The sequence below is a fragment of the Agrococcus sediminis genome, from assembly GCF_007923295.1.
Taxonomy (GTDB): domain Bacteria; phylum Actinomycetota; class Actinomycetes; order Actinomycetales; family Microbacteriaceae; genus Agrococcus; species Agrococcus sediminis.
In genome coordinates this window covers 404,447-425,713 of record NZ_VOIR01000011.1, presented here as the reverse complement: position 1 = coordinate 425,713, position 21,267 = coordinate 404,447, and the positions used below count along the sequence as shown (strand labels likewise).

The 21,267-nt window shown below is 69.4% G+C and carries 14 protein-coding genes; 12 read left to right on the top strand and 2 right to left on the bottom strand.

Annotated features, from left to right (window positions below):
• Positions 1 to 56 precede the first annotated feature (56 nt).
• The 6 genes from FQ330_RS02475 (at position 57) to drmB (ending at position 13,452) form a co-directional block, all read left to right on the top strand.
• Positions 57 to 1,808 carry a nuclease-related domain-containing DEAD/DEAH box helicase gene (locus FQ330_RS02475; protein WP_146354929.1) on the top strand — a complete coding sequence of 584 codons (1,752 nt, stop codon included), beginning with the start codon at positions 57 to 59 and terminating at the stop codon, positions 1,806 to 1,808.
• A 167-nt stretch (positions 1,809 to 1,975) separates the two neighbouring features.
• On the top strand, positions 1,976 to 2,581 hold the full coding sequence (locus FQ330_RS02470) for a hypothetical protein (RefSeq protein ID WP_146354927.1): 606 nt from the start codon (positions 1,976 to 1,978) through the stop codon (positions 2,579 to 2,581).
• 100 nt (positions 2,582 to 2,681) lie between these two features.
• Complete coding sequence (locus FQ330_RS02465) at positions 2,682 to 3,599, top strand: hypothetical protein (RefSeq protein WP_146354925.1); 918 nt, start codon at positions 2,682 to 2,684, stop codon at positions 3,597 to 3,599.
• 159 nt (positions 3,600 to 3,758) lie between these two features.
• Positions 3,759 to 8,447, top strand: a complete 4,689-nt coding sequence (locus tag FQ330_RS02460) for a DEAD/DEAH box helicase (RefSeq protein WP_146354923.1) — start codon at positions 3,759 to 3,761, stop codon at positions 8,445 to 8,447.
• Positions 8,444 to 11,626, top strand: coding sequence for a helicase-related protein (locus FQ330_RS02455; RefSeq protein WP_146354921.1), 3,183 nt, complete (start codon positions 8,444 to 8,446; stop codon positions 11,624 to 11,626). The genes FQ330_RS02460 and FQ330_RS02455 overlap by 4 nt, the downstream gene beginning before the upstream one ends.
• Positions 11,623 to 13,452, top strand: a complete 1,830-nt coding sequence (gene drmB, locus FQ330_RS02450) for a DUF1998 domain-containing protein (RefSeq protein WP_146354919.1) — start codon at positions 11,623 to 11,625, stop codon at positions 13,450 to 13,452. The genes FQ330_RS02455 and drmB overlap by 4 nt, the downstream gene beginning before the upstream one ends.
• Here the strand turns inward: drmB and FQ330_RS02445 are convergent.
• A complete protein-coding gene (locus FQ330_RS02445) occupies positions 13,449 to 13,892 on the bottom strand; it encodes a very short patch repair endonuclease (RefSeq protein ID WP_263970102.1) in 444 nt (147 codons plus the stop codon). The genes drmB and FQ330_RS02445 overlap by 4 nt on opposite strands.
• A gap of 146 nt (positions 13,893 to 14,038) precedes the next feature.
• Between FQ330_RS02445 and FQ330_RS02440 the strand changes: the two genes are divergently transcribed.
• The 6 genes from FQ330_RS02440 (at position 14,039) to FQ330_RS02415 (ending at position 19,778) form a co-directional block, all read left to right on the top strand.
• On the top strand, positions 14,039 to 15,190 hold the full coding sequence (locus FQ330_RS02440) for a DNA cytosine methyltransferase (protein ID WP_146354915.1): 1,152 nt from the start codon (positions 14,039 to 14,041) through the stop codon (positions 15,188 to 15,190).
• Between the two features lie 90 nt (positions 15,191 to 15,280).
• Positions 15,281 to 15,574, top strand: coding sequence for a hypothetical protein (locus FQ330_RS02435; protein ID WP_146354913.1), 294 nt, complete (start codon positions 15,281 to 15,283; stop codon positions 15,572 to 15,574).
• Positions 15,575 to 15,913: 339 nt separating this feature from the next.
• A complete protein-coding gene (locus FQ330_RS02430; RefSeq protein ID WP_146354911.1) occupies positions 15,914 to 16,900 on the top strand; it encodes a methionine ABC transporter ATP-binding protein in 987 nt (328 codons plus the stop codon).
• Positions 16,897 to 17,712, top strand: a complete 816-nt coding sequence (locus FQ330_RS02425) for a methionine ABC transporter permease (RefSeq protein ID WP_146354909.1) — start codon at positions 16,897 to 16,899, stop codon at positions 17,710 to 17,712. The genes FQ330_RS02430 and FQ330_RS02425 overlap by 4 nt, the downstream gene beginning before the upstream one ends.
• Before the next feature lie 9 nt (positions 17,713 to 17,721).
• On the top strand, positions 17,722 to 18,555 hold the full coding sequence (locus FQ330_RS02420; RefSeq protein WP_146354907.1) for a MetQ/NlpA family ABC transporter substrate-binding protein: 834 nt from the start codon (positions 17,722 to 17,724) through the stop codon (positions 18,553 to 18,555).
• Between the two features lie 47 nt (positions 18,556 to 18,602).
• Positions 18,603 to 19,778, top strand: coding sequence for an MFS transporter (locus FQ330_RS02415; protein ID WP_146354905.1), 1,176 nt, complete (start codon positions 18,603 to 18,605; stop codon positions 19,776 to 19,778).
• 133 nt (positions 19,779 to 19,911) lie between these two features.
• On the opposite strand, the gene FQ330_RS02410 is transcribed toward FQ330_RS02415, so the two are convergent.
• Positions 19,912 to 21,213 (bottom strand): hypothetical protein, encoded by a 1,302-nt coding sequence (locus tag FQ330_RS02410; RefSeq protein WP_146354903.1) that lies wholly within the window; start codon positions 21,211 to 21,213, stop codon positions 19,912 to 19,914.
• Positions 21,214 to 21,267: the final 54 nt, after the last annotated feature.

Here is a 21,267-nt window from a genome sequence, read left to right as displayed (position 1 = left end):
ACGTGGCGGGCCGCGGCAGCAGTCGACATCGCCTCACTTCCGGCTAGCGTGATCGCATGGCGACGATGATCCCTCCGGAGCCGCGCCTCGGCGCTCCGTCCGGCGAGCTGCGCGTCTACGAGGCGCTCCGCGACCACGCCGGTACCTCCGACTGGGTCGTCTGGCACGGCCTGCCCATCCGCCACCACGAGACGCAGGTGGAGGGCGAGGCCGACTTCGTCATCCTGATCCCGAGCGAGGGGATGCTCGTGATCGAGGTCAAGTCGCACGAACGGGTCGAGATCGGCGCGGATGGGCTGTGGCGACTCGGCAGCCAGGAACCCACATCCCGCTCCCCCTATGACCAGGCGATCGAGAACGCGAGGAGCCTGCGCTCGTGGATCCTGCGGCGCGCGTACGACCCGCGGTACCCGATCTGGCACGCGGTGTGGTTCCCGAACCGCGGCGGCGAGCTTGTCAAGCAGCTCGAGGCTCGCGTCGACGTCACGCCCGACGTCACGCTGACCCGGCCCGACCTGCAGCCCGACAGGCTCGTGACGGGCATCGTCAAGGCGCTCCGCGCCGGCGAGCGCGAGCTGCGCGCGCGGGGCGTGCGCTACGAGGCAGGGCGGCCGACCGAGGACGACATCGCAGAGGCCCGCGACCTGCTGACGCCGCCGGTGACGTGGCGGCAGGCGAGCGCCGACGCCCGCGCCGCCCGCGAGCGCGACCTGCGCGAGGCGACCGAGCGCCAGGAGGAGGCGCTGCAGTATTTCGCGCACTACCCGCGGCTCGTCGTCGAGGGGCCGGCCGGCACCGGCAAGACGAACATCGCCGTGCGCGCGGCGCTCCAGGCTGCCAACCGCGACGAGCGCGTGCTGCTCACATGCTTCAACCGCAAGCTCGAGGCCGAGCTGCGCCACCGGCTGCGCGACCGATCCGAGCTGACCGTCGCCCGCGTGCACCACCTGATGCTCGCGCTCACCGACCTCACGCCCCTTGACGACGCCGACGATGCGTGGTGGAACGGCACCCTGCCCGACGCGACGCTCTCGATCACACGTGCGCCCGGCTTCGAGCCGCCCTACACCTGCGTGGTCGCCGACGAGGCGCAGGACCTCGCGCGCGACTCCACCCTCGATGTGCTCGACAGCCTGCTCGTGGGCGGTCTCGCCGGTGCGCGGGTGGTCGTGGCCGGCGACTTCGAAGGGCAGGACATCTACCGCCCGCGCGCAGCCGCCGCCCCCTCGCCGGTCGAGGAGCGCGCCGCCGCAGGCGGCACGCGTCTCGAGACCACCACCCTCACCCGGCGCGACCTCCTGCTCACGCGCATCCCCGACGCCGGCCGCATGGCCGTCGCCCGCAACGTGCGCCAGCGCCCCGAGCTCGCCGCCTTCGTCGAGCAGCTGCTCGGCGACGACGTCTACGCGCAGTACGAGCGCGCCGAGCTGGGCGGCGAGTGCGGCCAGGCGCTGAGGTTCGACAGCGCCTGGCACCAGCAGCAGCTGTTGCAGCAGGTGCTGCGCGACCTCTGGGAGGAGGGCTGGGAACCGCGCGACATCCTCGTGCTCTCCCCGCGCCGGGCGTCCGCTGCACGCGGCGCGACGGGCACGGTGGCGGATGCGCTGGCGCCCGACGATGCGGACGGCCCCGGCATCCGATGGGGCACCGTGCACCTCTTCAAGGGGCTCGAGGCTCCGGTGGTCGTGCTGACCGACGTCGACGACTCGACCCCGAACTGGCAGGACCTCCTGTACGTCGGCGCGACGCGGGCGACCGAGCGGCTGGTCGTGCTCACCTCGCTCGAGGGACTCGCCCTCGAGCGCTGAGCGCCGAAGGCGGTTGGTACGTCTCAGCGCGAAGGCGTGCCAGCGGTCGTCGCCTCGCCCCTGGGGCGAGTCTCGGCGTTGCTGCCGTTCCGCCGCCCACGTCGCCTCGTCTCGGTGAGCCGCACGCTGGTACGGCTATGGTGCCGTGGATGCTGCCAGCGTCGCGCGTGAACCCGATCGCGCTGGCCGCGTCGATGCCGAGGCCGCGGGATACGAGCGCGGCGTCCCTGTCGGCGCCGAGGAAGACGAACTCCCAGCCCTTGTCGCGCTGGCGCTGCACGAGCGTCTGCACGATGGTCGCGTTGTACTCATTCGAGCGGTTATCGAAGCCGTCGGTGACGATGACGACCTGCACGGTCGCCAGCCTCGCCTCCTCGGGGAAACGCCTCGATGCGCTGGCCGAAGCTGTTGAGGTCGGTGCCGACGGCGTCGTAGAGCGCAGTGCCGCCGCGGGCACGAGCTCGATCGCGACGTCCTCGAGTGCGGCCCTCAGGGTGTGCGCGATCCGGTCGTGGAAGGTGACGACGTCGACGGTCAGCAGCCCCGGCTGGGCGGCCTGCTCCTTTGAGCAGGTGCTCCAGTGCGCCGACTATTTCGTCGCGGACGCCGTTCATCGACCCCGAGCGGCCGGGCAGATGTGCAGAGCGGTCTGGTCGGCATCAGCCTTCTCCGTCTCCTCACGTTCCAGGGTTCCGACGGTTTCTGCGGATGCGGCCCGCGCCGGTCTCGCCGCCTGCGTTGGTCTCCGGCGATGGGAGGAGTCAGTCCTGTGACGTCACTGACACGTCGGGTCCGGCTGGGCTCACGCCAACCTTCGAATGCACCGAAATGCAAGGATGACCGACACGGGCCCGATCATCGAAAGCGAGCGTCATGGCGAACTACTGGCTCTTGCTCTCCGCCAGCGGCACGGGGAAGTACGCGGGCCACACCGGGTATGCGGACGAGGTCGCTTCGACATACCAATGGGACGAGACCGTCGCGCATGCGACGTCAGTCGCCGTGGGCGACGTCGTCCTGATCCGCGATGGCGAAGGGCTGCTCGGCATCTCCGTTATCGACTCGATCTCCGAGTGGCACGACTACAAGCTCACGCTCCGCTGCCCGGTGTGCAACACGCCGAAGCTGACGTTCCGCACGAGAAAGGTGCCGCGGTACCGGTGCACTCGTCCCAGCTGCAGGTCGGAATTCGAGGAGCCTGTGACCGGCACTCCGATTGTGCGCAAGTTCGCCTCCGAGCACGGCGCGGGATGGCTTCCGCTCCCCGGCTTGATGGATCGGGCCGAACTACAGAAGCTCTGCGTGGCACGTCTGAGCATCCAGAGCATGCGGCCGCTCGTGCCCGAGCGCGTGGAGCACGCGCTCGGGGGCTTCGTCGAGCAGATGTTCCGCCTTCACGGAGGTAAGGTGCAGGACACCGCGCTGCGCCGCAGCGCGCGGGTCCGAACTGCGCCGGCGGAAGAACGTCAGCGCTTACTGGACCGGTTCGGGAGCACCTGCTTGTTCGTCGGGACGTCTCCACGTGCGACGCTGGACGCCGCAGCGCTCAGCCGCTTCGATGCCGCCGGCGAATCGAAGTCGAAGGACTTCGCGCTGCTGCGGCGCGATGTCCGTTCGCTGCTGGATCTTGGTCAGCTCACCGTCGAACCGGAGTGTGATCGCATCGTCGTGCGCGGCGAGGCGCGCGACTTCCGCCCTTACATAGAGCTGGATGGTGCGCCGCTGCAGCTTCCGCTCAGCTCGGGCCAGCGGGAGTGGTTCGGTCAGCATTGGCGCCTGCACTCCGTGTGAGGCCGTCGATTGCGACCGAGTTGTCGCGTCGCACAACGGTTTCCGCTGCCGCCGAAAGTTTAGGATCAGAATTGCGTCTTGCGCGGTGTCCTGGACCCCCGCGTGTCAGTGGCGCTGATTATGTTGTGAAGTGCGCCCGAATGCACCTAGGAGGACTCGATGACGACTTCGATCTGGCCCGCAGCCGATCCCGACCTGGTCGACTTCGTCGGGGCGCAGGAGGCTCGCGCACTCGAGAACTACCGACGCGACCTCAACCTCCTGCGCGAGCACGCGGGCCAGGAGGAGGAGTGGCAACGGGGCGGCTATGGCACCAGACAGATCCCGGAGCTGCTGCAGAACGCGGTCGATGCCCACGGCAACCACCCCGACGAGGGCAAGGTCGAGTTCCGGATGGCCGCGGGGCATCTCTACGTGGCGAACCAAGGAGCACCATTCAGCCGCGAAGGACTGGAGGCCGTGTGCTACGCGTTTATCAGCCCCAAGCGAGGCGATGAGATCGGAAAATTCGGCATCGGCTTCAAGTCGGTGCTCGCCGTCACCGCACATCCCCAGATTTTCTCCCGCTCGGTGTCGTTCGAGTTCAACAGCGCCGCGGCGAGCGATGCTCTCCGAGAGATCGCAGGCGACGAACAGGCGCTGCCTGCGATGCGTGTGCCGACGATCATCGATCATGAGGCCGAGTTCGCCGCCGACCCGAATTTGGCCGAACTGGCCGGATGGGCGACGACTATCGTGCGGCTGCCGCTTCAGCGTGAGGGCGATCGGATCCGTAAGGAGCTCGCGGAATTCGACGGAAAGCTACTGCTGTTCACCCGTGGGATCCGAGAGTTGACGGTTACGCTCGCCGCGTTCGGGGGCGGCTTTGGTCGATCGACCTACCGCAGGCGCACAGACACGCCCGGGCGCGTCACGATCGAGATCGCGGGCGGCGATGCCCAGCACTTCCTGTACCGCGAGGTGCCCTACTCGCCGACGCCGGAGGTGCTGGCCACGTTGAGCGCGGCCAAACGACGCGAGCGCATGACGATCGCTTACGCAGTCGACCCCTCGGCCGCACGCCCGCTCGGGCAGTTCTGGAGTTGGTTGCCGCTGCAGGATGAGACGACCGTACGCGGCATCTTCAACGCGCCTTGGGACGTGAGCGACGACCGACGCACGATGATGCCCGTGCACGAGAGCAGGTTGAACGCCGCGCTCCTCGAACAGTCGATCGAGCTGTTCCTCGACACCATTCAGGAGCTCTCGACCCCGGACGAGCCGGGTCGGCATCTCGACTTCTTTCCCGCTCGAGGCAAGGAGTTCCGGAGTCCTGCCGACCGGTTCCTCAGCGCGCGCATCCCCATCGTGGCGCGCTCACGCGCGGTCATCCCTGATGTAACCGGCGAGCTGCGCGTAGCCGAGGCCCTGCGCCCCCCGACCTTTGCCGCGGATCTCACCCCGTCGGATGTCGCCGCGTGGCAGAAGCTGTCTCCACGGCAGAACATGCCGCATCATTCCTGCTACAAGAACGATCGGTCTGTCCGCACCCGTGCTCTGTTCCGCGAGGACGCGGAGCAGCCGAGCCAGCACGAAGTGTCGATCTCGAGCTGGTTGCAGGAACTGGCAAGGCTCGGCACCGAGGACGCACTGATCACCTCGTTTGATCTCTATGCGAGCCTGAAGGCGAAGGCGAACGCTGACTTCGAGGGCCGTGGCGCGGCGATCGTGCCCCTTGAGTCCGGGGCATGGGCGTCGCCGACGCAGACCGACTCGGTGCTGCTGCCGACCAAGAACGCAGCAAAGCCAGACGGGTTCGCAATCGCGAAGATCGATCCGACCTGGTCGATCTCCTACCGTGACGCCCTGCTCAAAATGGGCTTCAAAGAGGCGTCCGATGAGCAGCTGCTGATCGCTCTGGCGTCGACGATTCGGCCCAACGCCGACGTCCAGACGTGGGAGGCTTTCTGGGCCCGCGAGCGCACTGCGCCGCTCTCGACTGCGGTCTCGGCCGCGCAGAAGCTGAAGTCGCGCCAGATCGAGATAAGGGTGTTGACTCGAGGGGGTGAGTGGCGCCCTGCTGCCGAGGTCGTCGTCGGTGAGCGCTGGCGCAATCTGCCCGACGCACGCGTCGTCGACACCGCTCGCCATCCCCGTATCGAGGTCCTGCGCGCCGCCGGTGTCCTGGAGCGCCCCATCCAGAATTTTCCCATGCACCGCGAATCGGTGTTCGCGGAGTACACCAGCGCAGCGCGTTCGCATGCCGAGGCTGCCGCGGCGCAGCACGGTCAAAAACTGCGATCGCTCGCGCTCGGCGAACGGACGGGTTTCGGCCCGCTCGACATCCTCATCGAGGCGACGCCCGAAGGGCGCGCGGACTGGACCCGGGCACTGCTGGACGCGCCCATGGCGACAACTACCGCGCTGAGCGTCAAGCTCGCCTCGGGCAAGAGTGCCGAGTTCGAATGGCTCGGGCCTGAGGCGTGGGCCATTCGGCAGCACGGGCACCTCACAACCTCGCTTGGCGCGAAGCCGGTCGCGGAGACCGTTGGACCGCAACTCGCCCGGTTCAAGGAACTCCTTCCCGTCGCCGAGCAGGACTACACCGTCGATCTTGACCGGCCGCGGACGCTCGCGAACCTGTCGGTCCCGTTGCTGCAGCGATTCCTGAGACGCGAGGCATACGTCTGCACGCAACCGACATCGCTGACCGAGCTGCTGGCCGAAGCCGCGAGCCGGAAGTCGATCCGGGTCCCGTCCGAGATCCCCGTTCTGCGCAACGGCGTCGTGCAGCTGACCAACGTCCACGACGTGCTCATCGCCGATTCCGATGAGGACCTGCAGCACTTGACCGCGCTTCGGACGCCGGTGCTGGTCGCCGGTGACCTCGACGTCTCCGCGCTCGTCGAACGTTGGGGCATCCAACGCAGCTCAGACGCGGTCAGCCGCTGGTTCGAAGTCGATGCGTACGACGAGCCAATGCCGCTGTCCGACCTATACCCGATGCTCGACCGCTTTGCCCCGAACCTCGTGGAACTCGATGTGCAGTTCGCATCGTCTATCGTGAAGAAGACCCGGACCCCCGGCGGCGTCGAGCCGAAGGAGCTGTCATCGCATAGGGAGGGCAGCCTAGTCACGCTCGTCCGCCGGTTCGAGGACGGCACGGAGGCCGAACGGTTGCGCGCGATCTCCGCAGCCGCGGGCCAGCCGCTCAGGGTCGACGAGGCCGAGCGCATCGTCGAGGCAGCGCATTCTGCGAAGCGGAGCAAGCTGATCGCCGAGGTGGCCAGCCTTCCGACGCCTGAGCAGAAGCTGCTGCGACTGGTCGGCGGCGACTTGCTTCGGAAGGCGCTCCCCACCGGCCTGCTCGATGCGCTCGAGGCCCGCGACGGCACGCAGAGCGACGAAGATGTCGCGGTCTTGTTCCATCGGGTCGAGTCGTTCGACTCGCTCTACTCACTCCGCGAAGAGCTGCGCAAGCTCAAACTCGACCCACCTGACTCATGGGCGGGCAGCAAGCCCGCGCGCGAGTTCGTGCAACGCCTGGGGTTCGAGGAAGGCTATGCAGGCCGGCGTATGGAGCGTCCTGCGGCCTACGAACGCGTGCGCGGTCGCATCGACCTGAACCCGTTGCACGACTTCCAGCAGGAGCTGTTCGGTAAGGTGCGCCAGCTCGTGCTGGATGGAAAGGGCGAGAAAAAGCGCAAGAGGGGCCTGCTCTACCTGCCCACGGGAGCCGGCAAGACGCGAGTCGCGGTGCAGTCGATCGTTTCGCTCATCAAGGACGGCGAAATCGACGCGAGCTCCAGCGGGCCGGTCGTCTGGATCGCGCAGTCCGAAGAGCTTTGCGAACAGGCCGTGGAAGCGTTCGCCGAGGTCTGGGGAGCCGAGGTGCCGGGCCGCGATTTGCACATCTCGCGCTTCTGGGGCGGCCGCGGAATCACCGAGGCTGACGACGACCCGCAGGTCATCGTCGCGACCGACGACACGCTGCGAGCGCGCTTCGGCGCACCGGATGCCGTCACGCTCGAGTGGATGCGCAGACCCGCCCTCGTCGTCATCGATGAGGCGCACCGGTCGTTCAACCCGACCTACACCGCAGTCCTCGACTGGTTCGGCTACCGAACGGGGCGCGAAACGCCGGCCCCGCTGCTCGGGCTCACCGCCACGCCGTACAAAGGGCGGAACCCCGACGTCAACGAAGGGTTCCGCAACCGCTTCGACAACAACCTCCTCCAGCCCGGCGTCCTTGGTGAGAACGCCGACGAGTTCCACGTCACTCTCCGGCAGCGGAAAGTGCTCTCGGAACCCGACCACGAGATTCTCACCGGTGCGACGATCATCGCGACGCCGGCGCAGATCGCGGAGTGGGAGCGGCTGAAGGACATCCCGAAGTCGATGCTCCAGCAGCTCGGCCGCGACCACGACCGGACCAACCGCCTCGTCGACGACATCCTCCGACGCGATGCGAGCATGCCGACGTTGGTGTTCACGCCGTCGAAGGCCTCAGCGCACACGGTGGCCGCGCTGCTGACCCTTCGCGGCCGATCCGCGTTGGCCGTCGACGGCGACATGCGCAAGCAGCAGCGTCGAGAGGTCATCGACAAGTTCAAAGCCGGCCACATCAGCGTGCTGGTGAATTGCGACCTGCTCACAGCCGGGTTCGACGCACCCCAGGTCGAGGCGCTTTATATCGCCCGGCCCACATACTCGCCCAATCGCTATCACCAGATGGTGGGCCGCGCGCTGCGCGGGCCAGCGAACGGCGGCACAGAGCGCTGCCTTATCGTGAATGTTGAAGACACGTTCGCGGAGTTCGGGGAGGACCTCGCGTTCACGCAATTCGATGACCTCTGGGAGCGTTCGTGAACGATAGCAACCGTCGACTCGCAGATCACATCACCTCGGTCGTGCGTGGCCCCGTCGGCGGCGAGGACGAGCTGCTGGAACGAAATCCGATCTACGCCTACCTCGTCGGCGCATTGTTCCCGGTCGAAACCGGTGAGACCGAATGCGCGACCGAAGCCGAGCTCGAGGGATTCGACGATGCGGTGGGCGATGACGGCACAGATGACGAGGACCCCGTCGAAGACGCCGATGACGACGAGGGCGACTACGACCTGACGGGCGCTTTCGGGTTCGCTCCCACGTCGATGGGCGCCTCGTTCGTCCACAACGGGAAGCGGGTGCGAGTCTCGCTGCGCGCCGGCCTCTACGAGCCTCACGGCGGAGCAGACTCAGGCGAGGATCAGGCCGATCCTCGCCCACGCTATAGCTGGAGCCGGCGCACTCTGGCCGAGGTCCTCGATATCGAGACCCCGAGCGGGCGGCGGAGCGTCCTCGACGGCCGCGCGATTGTCGCCTGGCGCGTTCGATCGGTCGGCGTTAGGTCCCTCGTCACGGTGTCCGTTTCAAATGCCGCGGAGGTGGGCCCGAAGGAGGCGAAACTCGACGCCTCGAAGTGCCTCTTCCAGGTCGAGCTCGAAGCCGAGCCGGTCGACGGATCGCTCGAACCGTATCCGACGCTGCAAATCGCTGCAGGCGACCACGAGGACCGCGAACTCGATCTGCGATACCGCGACCGCGTCTCGTACGGAGTCGGTCACGGAGTGTCGGTGACGTGGGACGAGCAGTTCGACGGCCCGCCAGCATCGATCCGCAGCGACACCGCTCCGTCATTCGAGGTCCCTTCGATCCAGGCCCGCGAAGACGAAACCGACCGGCTTCGCATGGACTGGCTCGCAGACGATCGGAGGCACGTGTCCGAGCTCGCCGCAGCGCTCGACGGTTTGGTCGACGAGTACTCCCAATGGGCTCGCGATCAGCGCGAAGACGCTCGATCCTTCGCCGGCTCGCGCGCCAACTCGGCGCAGGAGATCGTCGCCCGCCAGGAGCGAGCACGCGATCGGATGCGCCAGGGAATCGAGATCCTCCGCGAGGATCCGATCGTCCTGCAGGCCTTCCGACTGGCCAACCGCGCGATGCGCGACCAGATGGTGCAACAGCACCGTGCGCGCGAGGCACCAGGCGAGCTCGGCGCGCCGCTCAGTGTCGCGCCCGCGCCGTTCGAACCGCGATGGCGGCCATTCCAGCTCGGCTTCATCCTGCTCGCCCTCCCTTCGACCTTGGACGCGAGCCACGACGACCGGGCGCTCGTGGACCTGGTCTGGTTCCCGACTGGCGGCGGCAAGACCGAAGCGTACCTGGGCCTCGCCGCGACCGAGCTCATCAGGAGACGCCTCGTGCGCGGCATCGCCGGAGGTGGGACCGCGGTCATCACCCGGTACACGATGCGACTGCTGACGGCCCAGCAGTTCGAGCGCGCTTCGACCCTGATCTGCGCCCTCGAGCGCCTCCGCACGACCGAACCGGCACTCGCTGGCTGCGCGCCCTTCACGATCGGGCTGTGGATCGGAAACAACGCGACACCCGGCCGGTTCGCGCGCGCGGAGCGCGCACTCGACGATCTCCTCGAGCAGCGGTATCCCGAGAACCCGTTCCAGGTGCTCAACTGCCCTTGGTGCCGGACCGCTCTCGTGCCCAAGTTCCAAAGCCCAGACCGGGGCCGCTACGGTTTCCGCGCAACGGACCGATCATTCACGATCTTCTGCCCGCATCCCGAGTGCCCGTTCCACGACCGACTTCCCATGCAGGTCGTCGACGAGGCGATCTACCGCGACCCGCCCTCGATCCTGATCGCCACCGTCGACAAGTTCGCGCGACTCGCCTGGATCGATGACGGCGCGGAGTTGTTCGGACTCGGCGCAAGCATCTATGATCCTCCCTCGCTTGTGATCCAGGACGAGCTGCACCTGATCTCGGGCCCGCTGGGAACCGTGGTCGGCACCTACGAAGCAGCGCTCCGCACAATCTGGGGGTGGCGCGGGACGGTTCCGAAGGTGGTGGCCTCGACGGCGACCGTTCGTGCAGCCACGCAGCAGGTCCGCGAGCTGATGGCCGCGGACGTCGAGGTCTTCCCCCCAGCCGGGTTGAAGGCGGATGAAAGCTGGTTCGCCGCCCCTGATCGCGAGTCCCCGGGCCGTCTTTACCTCGGCCTGATGCCGCAGGCGCACACCCCCGAGTACGCGTTCAGCCAGATCGCCGAGCGCATCCTCCAGGCGCCGCTGCGCCTCGCGCTCTCCGACGTCGAGCGTGACGCCTACTGGACGCTCGTGGTGTACCACAACTCCCTCCGCGAGCTGGGCAGATCGGTCACGCGCTTGCGCGATGACGTGGCCACGCGGATGCAGAACGCCCCGGCGACTGGAGACGGCTCGCCGTCTAGGCGCATCGACGCCGCGGATGTCGAAGAGCTGAACGGCAACCTGGATGCGAGGGAGCTCGCCGATCTTCTCCGTCGTCTGCAGGTGGAACGAGGAGACCCGCGCGAGTCCGCGCTCGACGCGGTCGCGGCTACCAACATCCTGTCGGTCGGCGTCGATGTGGGCCGATTGGGCCTCATGGTCGTCAATGGACAGCCGAAGACCACCTCGGAATACATCCAGGCCACCAGCCGCGTGGGGCGCGCGAAGGTGCCCGGCCTCGTGGTCGCCCTGTACCGATCGTCGAAGGCGCGTGATCGATCGATATACGAGACGTTCAGGCAATTCCATGAGTCCTACTACCGCTTCGTGGAGCCGGCATCGGTGACCCCTTGGTCGCTGCAAGCGCGCATGCGCGCGCTTCGCGCCGCGCTCGTGATCGTGATGCGTCAAGCAGGTGGGCTGCGGACCAACGAGTCCGCGGCAGCGTTTGATGCGAAGTCCATCCAGACGGCGACCGCTGTGCAGCGTCTGCTCGCGCACGCGACGTTCGCCGACCCGACGGAGCAGAACGCGGTGCGACGTGAGCTGGAGCGTGCCGCGCTCGATTGGCAGGAGATGCGCGACCGCGCGGCGAGGTCCGGCAGTGCGTTGCGCTTCGACTCGACCGAGATGGATCGGCGGCTGCTGCGTGGCTTCACCGATGCGGGCCCGGGTTGGCCCGCGATGAACTCGATGCGGTCCGTCGACCGCGCGGTGGGCATCAAGGTAGGGCGGCAGCGATGACGGGAGATCGGAAGACCAGGAAGCGGGCGACTCGTCCGGCAGACGCCGGACGAGACCGCGCGATTCGTCTGGCCGAGACTGTCGGACCGTATGGACCGGGAGCAATCATCGACATCTTGGGCGAATCGTTCATGGCCCCGACGGGAGACGAATGGCCGAGCGAACGCTTCCTCAACGAGGTCGAGTGCAAGCGTCTGTCGGAGCGGCTTCAGGTGACAAAGCTCTACGCAGCTCCGAGCCAAGGGGAGAGCAGCCGCGGAGTCGGTATGCGCCTGACATTCTCACGATTCCCGAGCTGGCTGTTCTGCCAGAAGTGCCGACGCCTGCAACGGCTCCGTGCCGCGGACGACGATGGGTCAATGCCGCTCTGCTCCTGTTCCGGCCGGCTCGTCCCGATGCGTTTTGTCGCAGGCTGCACCGACCACTCGCATGTGCAGGATGTGGATTGGCCGAGGTGGTTGCACGCGGGCCCGGTGCCCGACTCCTGCGATCCGCAGCACGACATCCAGTTCGTCTCGAACGACAGCGGGTTCGGACTCGCGAGCCTTGAGCTGCGGTGCGGAGGCTGCCAGGCCGTTCGAGCGTTCGACGAGCTCGACGGCAACCGCCTGAGAGGCGCAGGCGTCCGCTGCGGTGGCAAACAGCCCTGGCAGCGCGCGGGAGCCGCCGCGCAGTGCGAAGCCGCTCTCGTCGTGCAGCAGCGCGGCGCGACGAGCCTGCACATCGGAGAGTCGATCAGCGCGATCGACATCCCCGAAGTCGTCGGCAGGGCGGTGGCCGTCGAAGATGCAATCAAGCGAGATGCCTTGTTCGCGGGGCTCCAGCAGCAAGAGGAAGATGCGTTCCGGACCCTGCTTGCAGAACGCATCGCAGCGAACGTCGGCGGGTCTGTGGAGCAAGTCCTGCGTGTGGCAGACGACTCCGGCGCGTTGCAGCTCGCCGCTGCCCGTCGCGACCTGCTCCGCGACGAGTTCGAGGCGTTCGAAGCCGCGGCCGCGGGCGAAGCCCCCATCGAGAATTTCGTCACTCGCATCATGCCGTTCGCCGGCGCTGGCCCATCTGCGCCCCTCAACGGACTCTTCGAGCACGTCGTGCTCGTCGACCGGCTCCGCGAGGTGCGCGCCGCAGTGGAGTTCCGCCGCTACCGAATGGATGCGAAGCCGGTTCCGGCTGTGCTCGGTCGGGCCACGGAGTCCCGTTGGCTGCCTGCCGTCGAGGGCTGGGGCGAAGGCATCTTCGTCCGACTTAACGGCGAGGCGATCGAAGCGTGGAGCCGGGCCGACGGCGTCGAGGGACGCGTGCTTCAGGTCAAGCAGAACCAGGCGGCGTCGTCGTTCGCGGCGCGCTTCCCCGAGGCGACCCCTAAATACGTCCTGCTCCACGGACTTGCCCACATGCTGATTCAGGAGCTCGCGTTCAGCAGCGGCTTCACAGCCGCATCACTCCGCGAACGCATTTACGCTGGGGAAGGCGGAGATGCCGGGATCTTCATCTATACGACGACCTCAGACTTCGAGGGCACCCTGGGCGGGCTCGTCCGGCAGGGTGAGAGGGAGCGCTTCGCCGCGCTCGTCGCGCGTGCCCTAGAGCGGCACGAATGGTGCGCCAACGACCCTGTGTGCCGGGAATCCGGCCCGCAGAGTCTGCAGGGTCTTAACCTTGCGGCGTGCCACACCTGCATGCTGATCTCTGAGACGTCGTGCGAAGCATCGAATCTGCTGCTTGACCGCGCATGCGTCGTCGGCAACGACCAGATCGACGGCCTGTTCTCGCCCGCGATGGACGAGATGCGTCGGCACGCCATCATGGGGGCCTCTGGCGGCTAGCACTCGCCCTTCAGTTCCCGCATCGCACGTGCGATCGCGGAGGCCACTTCGGCTGCAGGCTCGTGCTCCCAGAAGCGGAGCACGAGCCATCCGCGTTCGATCAGCCGTGCGGTCGTCTCGGCGTCGCGCTCGACGTTGCGGGCGATCTTCCGCGCCCAGTACTCGGCATTCGCCTTTGGCATGACAAAGTGGTCCGGGCATCCGTGCCAAAAGCACCCGTCGACGAACACGGCGAGATGTCGCCGCGGGAAGACGATGTCGGCTCGCAGCCGTCGGAAGTCCGCTAGAGGCGGGTAGTCGACGCGGTACCTGAAGCCTGCTGCGTGGAGCAGGCGGCGCACGGCGAGCTCCGGACCGGTGTTCGCACGCCTGTTTGCCTGCATCGAGGCGCGAGCACCATCCGAGGTCGCCCAGGATTCGGACGCAGCTCGAGCCGTCACCGTGATGCCCGCCCTGCGTGCATGCCCCGAGCATACGCGTGTCTCCGCGCACCGCTTCGAGCCTCGATCTGTCGATGCCAGAGACCTTCAACAGGCATCCAGCGCGCCGCGGATCGGCTCCCCTCGCGCCGGCTAGAATCGCCGGCATGACCTTCGCCCCCGGACACCCCGTCGAGCACGTGGATCGGGCGGTGGGGAGCATCCGCGTGCTCGATCTGTTCGCGGGCGCCGGCGGTCTGACTGCGGGCTTCCACTCGGCGTCACGCCGGTTCAAGAGCGTGCGAGCCGTCGAGTGGGATCGAGACGCGGCAGCTTCGTACACCGCGACCTTCGGCCAGGGCATCGTCTTCGCCGGGCCGATCCAGGAATGGCTCGCGCTCGACGAGCAGCTCGAGGTCGACATCGTCGTCGGCGGTCCGCCGTGCCAGGGCTTCTCGACGCTCGGGAAGCAGAACGAGGAGGACGAGCGCAACACGCTCTGGCGCGAGTACGCCCGCTCGATCGAGCGCTACCGCCCGAAGTACTTCGTCGTCGAGAATGTGACAGCCTTCTTCAGCTCCCCCCAGTTCTCGAGCTTCACAGCGCTCATGGCCCCCGGCGGCGCCCTCTCCGAGTATCGGTGGGAAGCCGGCGTTCTGAACTCCGCGGACTTCGGCGCCTTCCAGGCCCGCAAGCGCGCAATCGTAATCGGCTCGCGGCGGGACATGCCCCTGGTGACGCTGCCGACACCGACCCATCACCGCGATTCGTATGCGACTGTCGCGGAGGCGTTCGTCGGCATCCCGGCGGCGGTGGACGCCATCGAGCTGTCGCATGTGGAGCCCCGCGGCACCGTACTGGTTGACGGTGTGCGGCGGCCGATGTTCGCACCTGCAGACCTGCACCTCGGCCGTCGATACACAGAGCTCTCGCTCGCCCGCTTCAAGGCGATCCCCCAGGGCGGCAACCGCTTCTCGATAGAGGACCACGATCTGCTCCCCAAGTGCTGGAAAAACCACCGCACCGGATCGGCCGACGTCATGGGACGTCTGCATTGGGACCGCCCCTCGGTGACGATTCGCACGGAGTTTTTCAAGCCCGAGAAGGGGCGCTACCTGCACCCGACCGCGAACCGCGCGATCACGCACTACGAGGCCGCGGTGCTGCAGGGCTTCCCACGCTCGCATCGGTTTGTCGGGTCGAAGACTTCGATCGCGCGTCAGATCGGCAACGCGGTGCCGATCCCCCTCGGTCGCGCGATCGCGACGCAAATCCAGCGCGGCGTAGCGGCAGCCGAGGCCGCAGGGTCACCCGGCTGACCCATACTGAAGCCATCGTCGACGGCGTCGCCCCCGACGCCGACAGGCGCCGGCGCGACGACTCCCCGGGAGGATGAAGGCATCGCGTCGATGATCGTCGACCACGACACCGTGTTGCTCACCGCGAGCGACCTCACCGTCGCAAGCAACTGCGAGTGGCAGCTGCTCGCGAGCCTCGACCACGAGCTGGGCCGCCGCGACAGGCCGCCGCCTGAGGACGACGCGATGCTCGCGCGCACCGCCGAGCCCGGCGAACGGCATGAAGCGCGCATCCTCAAGGGGTTGCGGCAGCAGTGCCCGGTCGTCGAGATCGAGAAGCTCTTCGACGCAGCAGGCCAGGTCGCGGCGATCGTCGCGACGCGGTCGCAGGGCGGGCGCCGGTGATGTTCCAAGCCGCGTTCCGGGGCGACGGCTTCTTCGGATACGCCGACTTCACGGAGCTCGACGAGCAAGGCGAGAACGTCGTCTTCGACCCCAAGCTGGCGCGGTGGGCTGCTGCAGTTGGCCGCGGACGCCCGCGCGCTGCTGGAGCTCGGCGCACCGGTCGCGGATGCTGGCCTCGGCGATGCGACACCTGAACCGGTCTCGACGCACCGCGCTTCGGGGCCCGCCCGACCAGCGCGGCGGGGCGTCACACGGCGTCACATCCTTCACTGCTATCAGACAACGTGAGACAATAGAAGGCGACCCACCGCATCCGCCCACCAAGGCACGGGGAGCCCCATGATCTCGATCGAGCACGTCAGCCGCCGCTTCGGCGACGGCCCCGACGCCGTCGTCGCGCTCGACGACGTGTCGATCGAGGTGCCGCGCGGCTCCATCTTCGGCGTCGTCGGTCAGTCGGGCGCCGGCAAGTCCACGCTGCTGCGCACCGTCAACGCGCTCGAGCGGCCCGACTCCGGCCGGGTCGTCGTCGACGGCGTCGAGGTGACCGCGCTCGAGGGCAAGGCGCTGCTGCAGGCGCGCCACCAGATCGGCATGGTCTTCCAGCACTTCAACCTCGTCGGCAACCGCACCGTCGCCCAGAACGTCGAGTTCGCGCTCGAGGCGACCGGCGCCCCGAAGAAGGATCGCCGGCCGAAGGCGCTCGAGATGCTCGACCTCGTCGGCCTCGCGCACCGCGCCGACGACCGCCCCGGCCAGCTCTCCGGCGGCCAGCGGCAGCGCGTCGGCATCGCCCGTGCCCTCGCGAGCGGCCCCGATGTGCTGCTCAGCGACGAAGCCACCAGCGCGCTCGACCCCGAGACGACCCGCTCGATCCTCGAGCTCATCCAGCGTCTCAGCCGCGAGCTCGGCCTCACCGTGCTGCTCATCACCCACGAGATGGATGTCGTGAAGCGCATCTGCGACGCGGCTGCCCTCATGGAGACCGGCCGGGTCATCGAGCAGGGCTCGCTCGACGACCTCATCCGCACGCCCGGCAGCCGCGTCGCCGCCGAGCTCTTCCCCGTCGGCGAGGCGCACTACATCCCCCACCACCGCATCATCGACGTCACCTACACCGGGCTGAGCGCCGACCGCCCCGTCATCGCGCAGCTCGCGCGCGACTTCGGGCTCGACGTGTCCATCCTCGGTGCGGCGCTCGAGACCATCGGCGGCCACCAGGCCGGCCGCACCCGCCTCGCCGTGCCCGGGGACGCATCCGTCGCCCTCAAGGTGATCGACTCGCTCACCGCGCAGGGCGTCACCGCCTGGGAGGTGCTCGCATGATCGACCCCGCCGCCCCCACCTTCTGGCCGCAGCTCATGCAGGTGCTGCTCGAGGGCACGTGGGAGACCGTCTACATGACGGCGATCGCGATGGCGATCACGTTCGTCGTCGGCCTGCCGCTCGGCATCATCCTCGTCGGCACCGAGCAGGGGCGCTTCCTCGAGGCGCCGTTCGGCTCGCGCGCGCTCGGCCGGGTCGTCAACGGGCTGCTCGGCTTCATCGTCAACCTCGGCCGCTCGGTGCCGTTCATCGTGCTGATGATCGCGCTCATCCCCGTCACCCGCTGGCTGCTCGGCTCGTTCATCGGCACCGGCCCCGCGATCGTGCCGCTCACGCTCGTCGCCATCCCGTTCTTCGTGCGCGTCGTCGAGATCGCCGTGCGCGAGGTCGACCCGGGGCTGTTCGAGGCGGCCGAGTCGCTCGGCGCCAGCCGCTGGCTGCTCGTGCGCCGCGTGCTGCTGCCGCAGGCGACCCCCGCGATCCTGCTCGGCACCGCCACCACCATCACGTCGATCATCAACTTCTCGGCGATGGTCGGCGTCGTCGGCGGCGGCGGCCTCGGCAACGTCGCCCTCACCTACGGCATGCAGCGCTACAGCTGGATCCACATCGTGTTCGTCGTCATCATCCTGTTCGCCCTCGTGCAGCTGATCCAGTGGGCGCTGACCGCGCTCGCGAAGCGGCTCGGCGCCCAGCCCATCCGTCGCGGCCCCAAGAAGGACGCGACGGCCGATGCGCAGGCCCACCTCGACGCCGACCTCGCCCTCCCCTCCTCCCGCACCCCGACGCATCCGTCGGGCAGCACCCCGTAAGGAACCACCATGACCAGCACCCTCCGTCGCCGCGTGGCGACCACCGTCGTCGCCGGCGCCGCCGCGCTCGCCCTCGCCGCCTGCTCCTCCGGCGCCCCCGCCGAGACCGAGGCGCCCGAGGACGGCTCGCTCGGCACGATCCGCGTCGGCGCGCTGCCCGTGCCGGCCGGCGACATGCTCACCTGGGTCGACGAGAACCTGGCCGCCGAGGCCGGGCTCGACATCGAGTGGGTCGAGTTCACCGATTACTACACGCCCAACCCGGCGCTCACCGACGGCTCGACCGAGGCCAACCTCTTCCAGAACGCGACGTTCATGGAGACGTACAACTCGCAGGCCGGCGGCTCGCTCGTCTCGATCGGCGAGGTCTACCTGCCCGCCGCCGCCTTCTACTCCGAGTCGCTCACGTCGATCGACGAGCTGGGCGAGGGCGCCACGATCGCCATCCCCAACGACCCGACGAACGAGGCGCGCGCGCTCGAGATCCTCGCGGCCGAGGGCCTCATCGAGATCGCCGACGACGCGACCAACCTCGACGGCATCACCGAGAACCCCTCGAACTTCCAGTTCACCGAGGTCGAGAACGCCACCCTGCCGCTCGCGCTGCCCGACAACGACGCGGTCTTCGTCACCGCCTCGTTCGCGCTGCCGGCCGGCCTCACGCAGGAGCAGGCCATCCTCACCGAGGGCGACGACTCCGAGTACTTCAACATCCTCGCCACCACGCCCGAGCTCGAGGACGACCCCCGCGTCGAGGCGCTCTACGAGCTGCTGACGTCGGAGGAGACGCAGGCGTACATCCTCGAGACGTGGGGCGGGCTCATCGTGCCCGTCTCGGAGTGACGCCCGCGCCGCATCCCGCTGCGGCGGGCGAGCCGGCGGGGGCCGCGATGGGCGGTCCCCGTCAGCTCGCCGCGTCCGTGCCGATCCGCGCCGCCTCGAGCGGCGCGCAGATCGCCATCCCGATCCTCGCCGTCGCCGTCACCGGCGACATCGCGCTCGGCGCGCTGCTCGTGGCGCTGTCGATGCTGCCCGGCATCGTCGCGGCGCCGCTCGTCGGCGCCCTGCTCGACGGCGCCCGGCACCCCCGCGCGCTGATGATGGCGGCCGCCGCCGGCACCGGGCTCGCCTTCGGCGTCGCCGCCGGACTCGGGCCCGTGCCCGTCTGGGCGGTCGCGGCGGCGCTCGTCGTGAGCGGCCTGCTGACGCCCTTCGGCTTCGGCGGGCTGTCGAGCTTCGTGGCTCCACCGGGGTCGGATGCGCGGCGCGCGTACGCGCTCGACGCACTGAGCTACAACGTGAGCGGCGTCGCCGGCCCGGCAGCCGTCGCCCTGCTGGCGCCCACGCTCGGGCCGCGCGCGGCCCTCATCGCGATGGCGGTCGTCGCGCTCGCCTCGGCCGCCGCGTTCGCGCTGCTGCCCGTGCAGCCTCGCGCGGCGGAGCAAGCCGGGCTGCTGCGCTCCATGGCGGCCGGCATCGTGGCGCTCTCGACGCGACGCACGCTCGCGGTCGTCACCGCATCCGGCACCCTCGCCGAGCTCGGCCGCGGCATCATGCCGATCGCCGCGCTCGGCATCGCGCTCGCCGCCACCGGCGACGCGTCGCTCAGCGCCCTGATCGTCGCGGCCTTCGCCGTCGGCGCGCTGCTCGGCGCCGCGCTCGAGCCTCTGCGGCCGCCGGTGCTCTCGGCGCACGCGACGATGGGCATCGGATACGCGCTCACCGGCCTCGCCACGATCGCCGCCGCGCTCGACCTGGGCCTGTGGTGGACGATCGCGCTCGTCGGCCTCTCCGGCCTCTGCACCGCGGCGCCGACGGCCGCGATGCTGCTGCTGCGCCGCACCGAGGCCCCGGACTCCGTGGTCGCCCAGGTGTTCACCGTGGGCGCGGCGCTGCGCGGTGCCGCGGCCGCGCTCGGCACCGCGATCGCGGGCGCGCTCGCCGGCGTCGAGCCGCTGCTGCTGCTCGCCGGGTCGGGCGCCGTCTGGGTGCTGAGCGGTGCGGTGATGCTGGCGTTCCCGCGGCGCGGGCGCGGGCTGACCGGGGCGCACCCGATCGTCGGGTGATCCTCGGGGCTACCCGTTGCTCGCGGCTGCCCGTCGCTCGACCGGCTGCGTGCGACGTCGGCCGGATAATCCGGTCGGACGCTCGCGGAGCCGGTTGACGAACGGTCGGCCGCGCGGCTCGGCTCCGCTCCCCTCAGTCGGGCGGCATCCGCGCCGGGTCGTCGTGCAGCGCGTCGAGCGACGCCACCGTCAGCAGCATGAGCTCCTCGAGGTCGCTGTCGAACCACGCGACCGCGTGCTCGGCGCCGACGTCGTCGCCCGTGAGCGGGACGCTGCCGAACGCGCGGCAGAGCGTGGGCCTGCACACCGTGCCGTGCGGCCACTGGCCGCCGCCCGCATCCGTCAGCCCGACGCCGACGAACGGGCTCCCGCCCTCGCGCTCGACCGCCCACGACGCCGCCTCCCAGTTGTCGGCGGTCGGCCGCACCTCGCCGATGCGCCACTGGGGCCCCGGCGGCATGCCCGGCGGCAGGAGCGCGTCGTCGGCGTAGACGAGCACGGGCCTGCCGTCGGGCAGCGCGATCGTCAGCCGGTTGTGCCACACCTGCCCGCCGCCGGCGGCCGCGACGCGCTCGCCGGCCTCCTCGATGCGCCACTCCATCGGCACGAGCATGCTCGAGGTGCCGTTCGCCGTCTCGAACGGCAGCAGCGTCGTGCCGCCGGCGACGACGCCCACGTCGGCCGGCAGCGCGAAGGGGTCGACGAGATCGAGCCGCACCGTCTCCATCACGTCGAGCGCGCCCGCCACCGCCGGCTGCGCGAGGTAGGCCTCGACCTGCGCCTGCGTCGCGAAGCGCGGCGTCTCCTCCTCGATCCAGAAGGTTAGGGCGTGCGCGCGCTCGACGCCGTGGAACGCGACCGTCGCCGCGCCCGACGGCTCGGCATCCGCGCGCAGCAGCACCACGCACGGCACGAACATGCCGTCGGGCGGCTGCTCCCAGAACGCGACGGCGACGAGCCCGCCGGCGACCCCTCGGCGCGCCACGACGCCGGTGCGCGCATCCGTCGCCTCCCCCGCAGCCTCGACGCCGGGCCCATCGGCGTAGACGAGCCGCTCGCCCCCGGGGCCCGTGAGGGTGAGCCGGTTGGCCCACACCTGCCTTCCTTCGGCACCCACCTCGAGGCCGCTGCGGTCGTCGACCTGCCAGCCGTCGGGCACGCGGATGCGCATGGTGCCGTTGCGCGTGGCGACCTCGGTGCCGTCGGCGGCCGGGGTCGCCCTCGCGGTCGGGCCGCTGCCGGGTGCGGCCGACGGCTCCGGCGACCGGCTGCCCGAGGGCACCGGCTCGACCCCGGGGCTGGGCGCGCCCTGCGACTCGCCCGCCACCGGCGGCGCCCCGCCGACCTGCGCGCATGCCCCCACCCCCGTCGCCAGGCCGAACGCGATCGCCGCGAGCGTGATCGTCGCCACCCGGCGACGCGGCGGGGTGCGCATGGCTGGATTGTCCGCGCGGATCGGCCGGAGCGCACTCCCCCAGTTTCGGGGCGC

Excerpts from the sequence above, each read along its gene's own strand:
- FQ330_RS02410 (WP_146354903.1), bottom strand. The coding sequence starts at position 21,213 with ATGCGCACCCCGCCGCGTCGCCGGGTGGCGACGATCACGCTCGCGGCG.
- drmB (WP_146354919.1), top strand. The coding sequence starts at position 11,623 with ATGACGGGAGATCGGAAGACCAGGAAGCGGGCGACTCGTCCGGCAGAC.
- FQ330_RS02465 (WP_146354925.1), top strand. The coding sequence starts at position 2,682 with ATGGCGAACTACTGGCTCTTGCTCTCCGCCAGCGGCACGGGGAAGTAC.
- FQ330_RS02415 (WP_146354905.1), top strand. The coding sequence starts at position 18,603 with ATGGGCGGTCCCCGTCAGCTCGCCGCGTCCGTGCCGATCCGCGCCGCC.
- FQ330_RS02425 (WP_146354909.1), top strand. The coding sequence starts at position 16,897 with ATGATCGACCCCGCCGCCCCCACCTTCTGGCCGCAGCTCATGCAGGTG.
- FQ330_RS02420 (WP_146354907.1), top strand. The coding sequence starts at position 17,722 with ATGACCAGCACCCTCCGTCGCCGCGTGGCGACCACCGTCGTCGCCGGC.
- FQ330_RS02440 (WP_146354915.1), top strand. The coding sequence starts at position 14,039 with ATGACCTTCGCCCCCGGACACCCCGTCGAGCACGTGGATCGGGCGGTG.
- FQ330_RS02475 (WP_146354929.1), top strand. The coding sequence starts at position 57 with ATGGCGACGATGATCCCTCCGGAGCCGCGCCTCGGCGCTCCGTCCGGC.
- FQ330_RS02460 (WP_146354923.1), top strand. The coding sequence starts at position 3,759 with ATGACGACTTCGATCTGGCCCGCAGCCGATCCCGACCTGGTCGACTTC.
- FQ330_RS02430 (WP_146354911.1), top strand. The coding sequence starts at position 15,914 with ATGATCTCGATCGAGCACGTCAGCCGCCGCTTCGGCGACGGCCCCGAC.
- FQ330_RS02435 (WP_146354913.1), top strand. The coding sequence starts at position 15,281 with ATGATCGTCGACCACGACACCGTGTTGCTCACCGCGAGCGACCTCACC.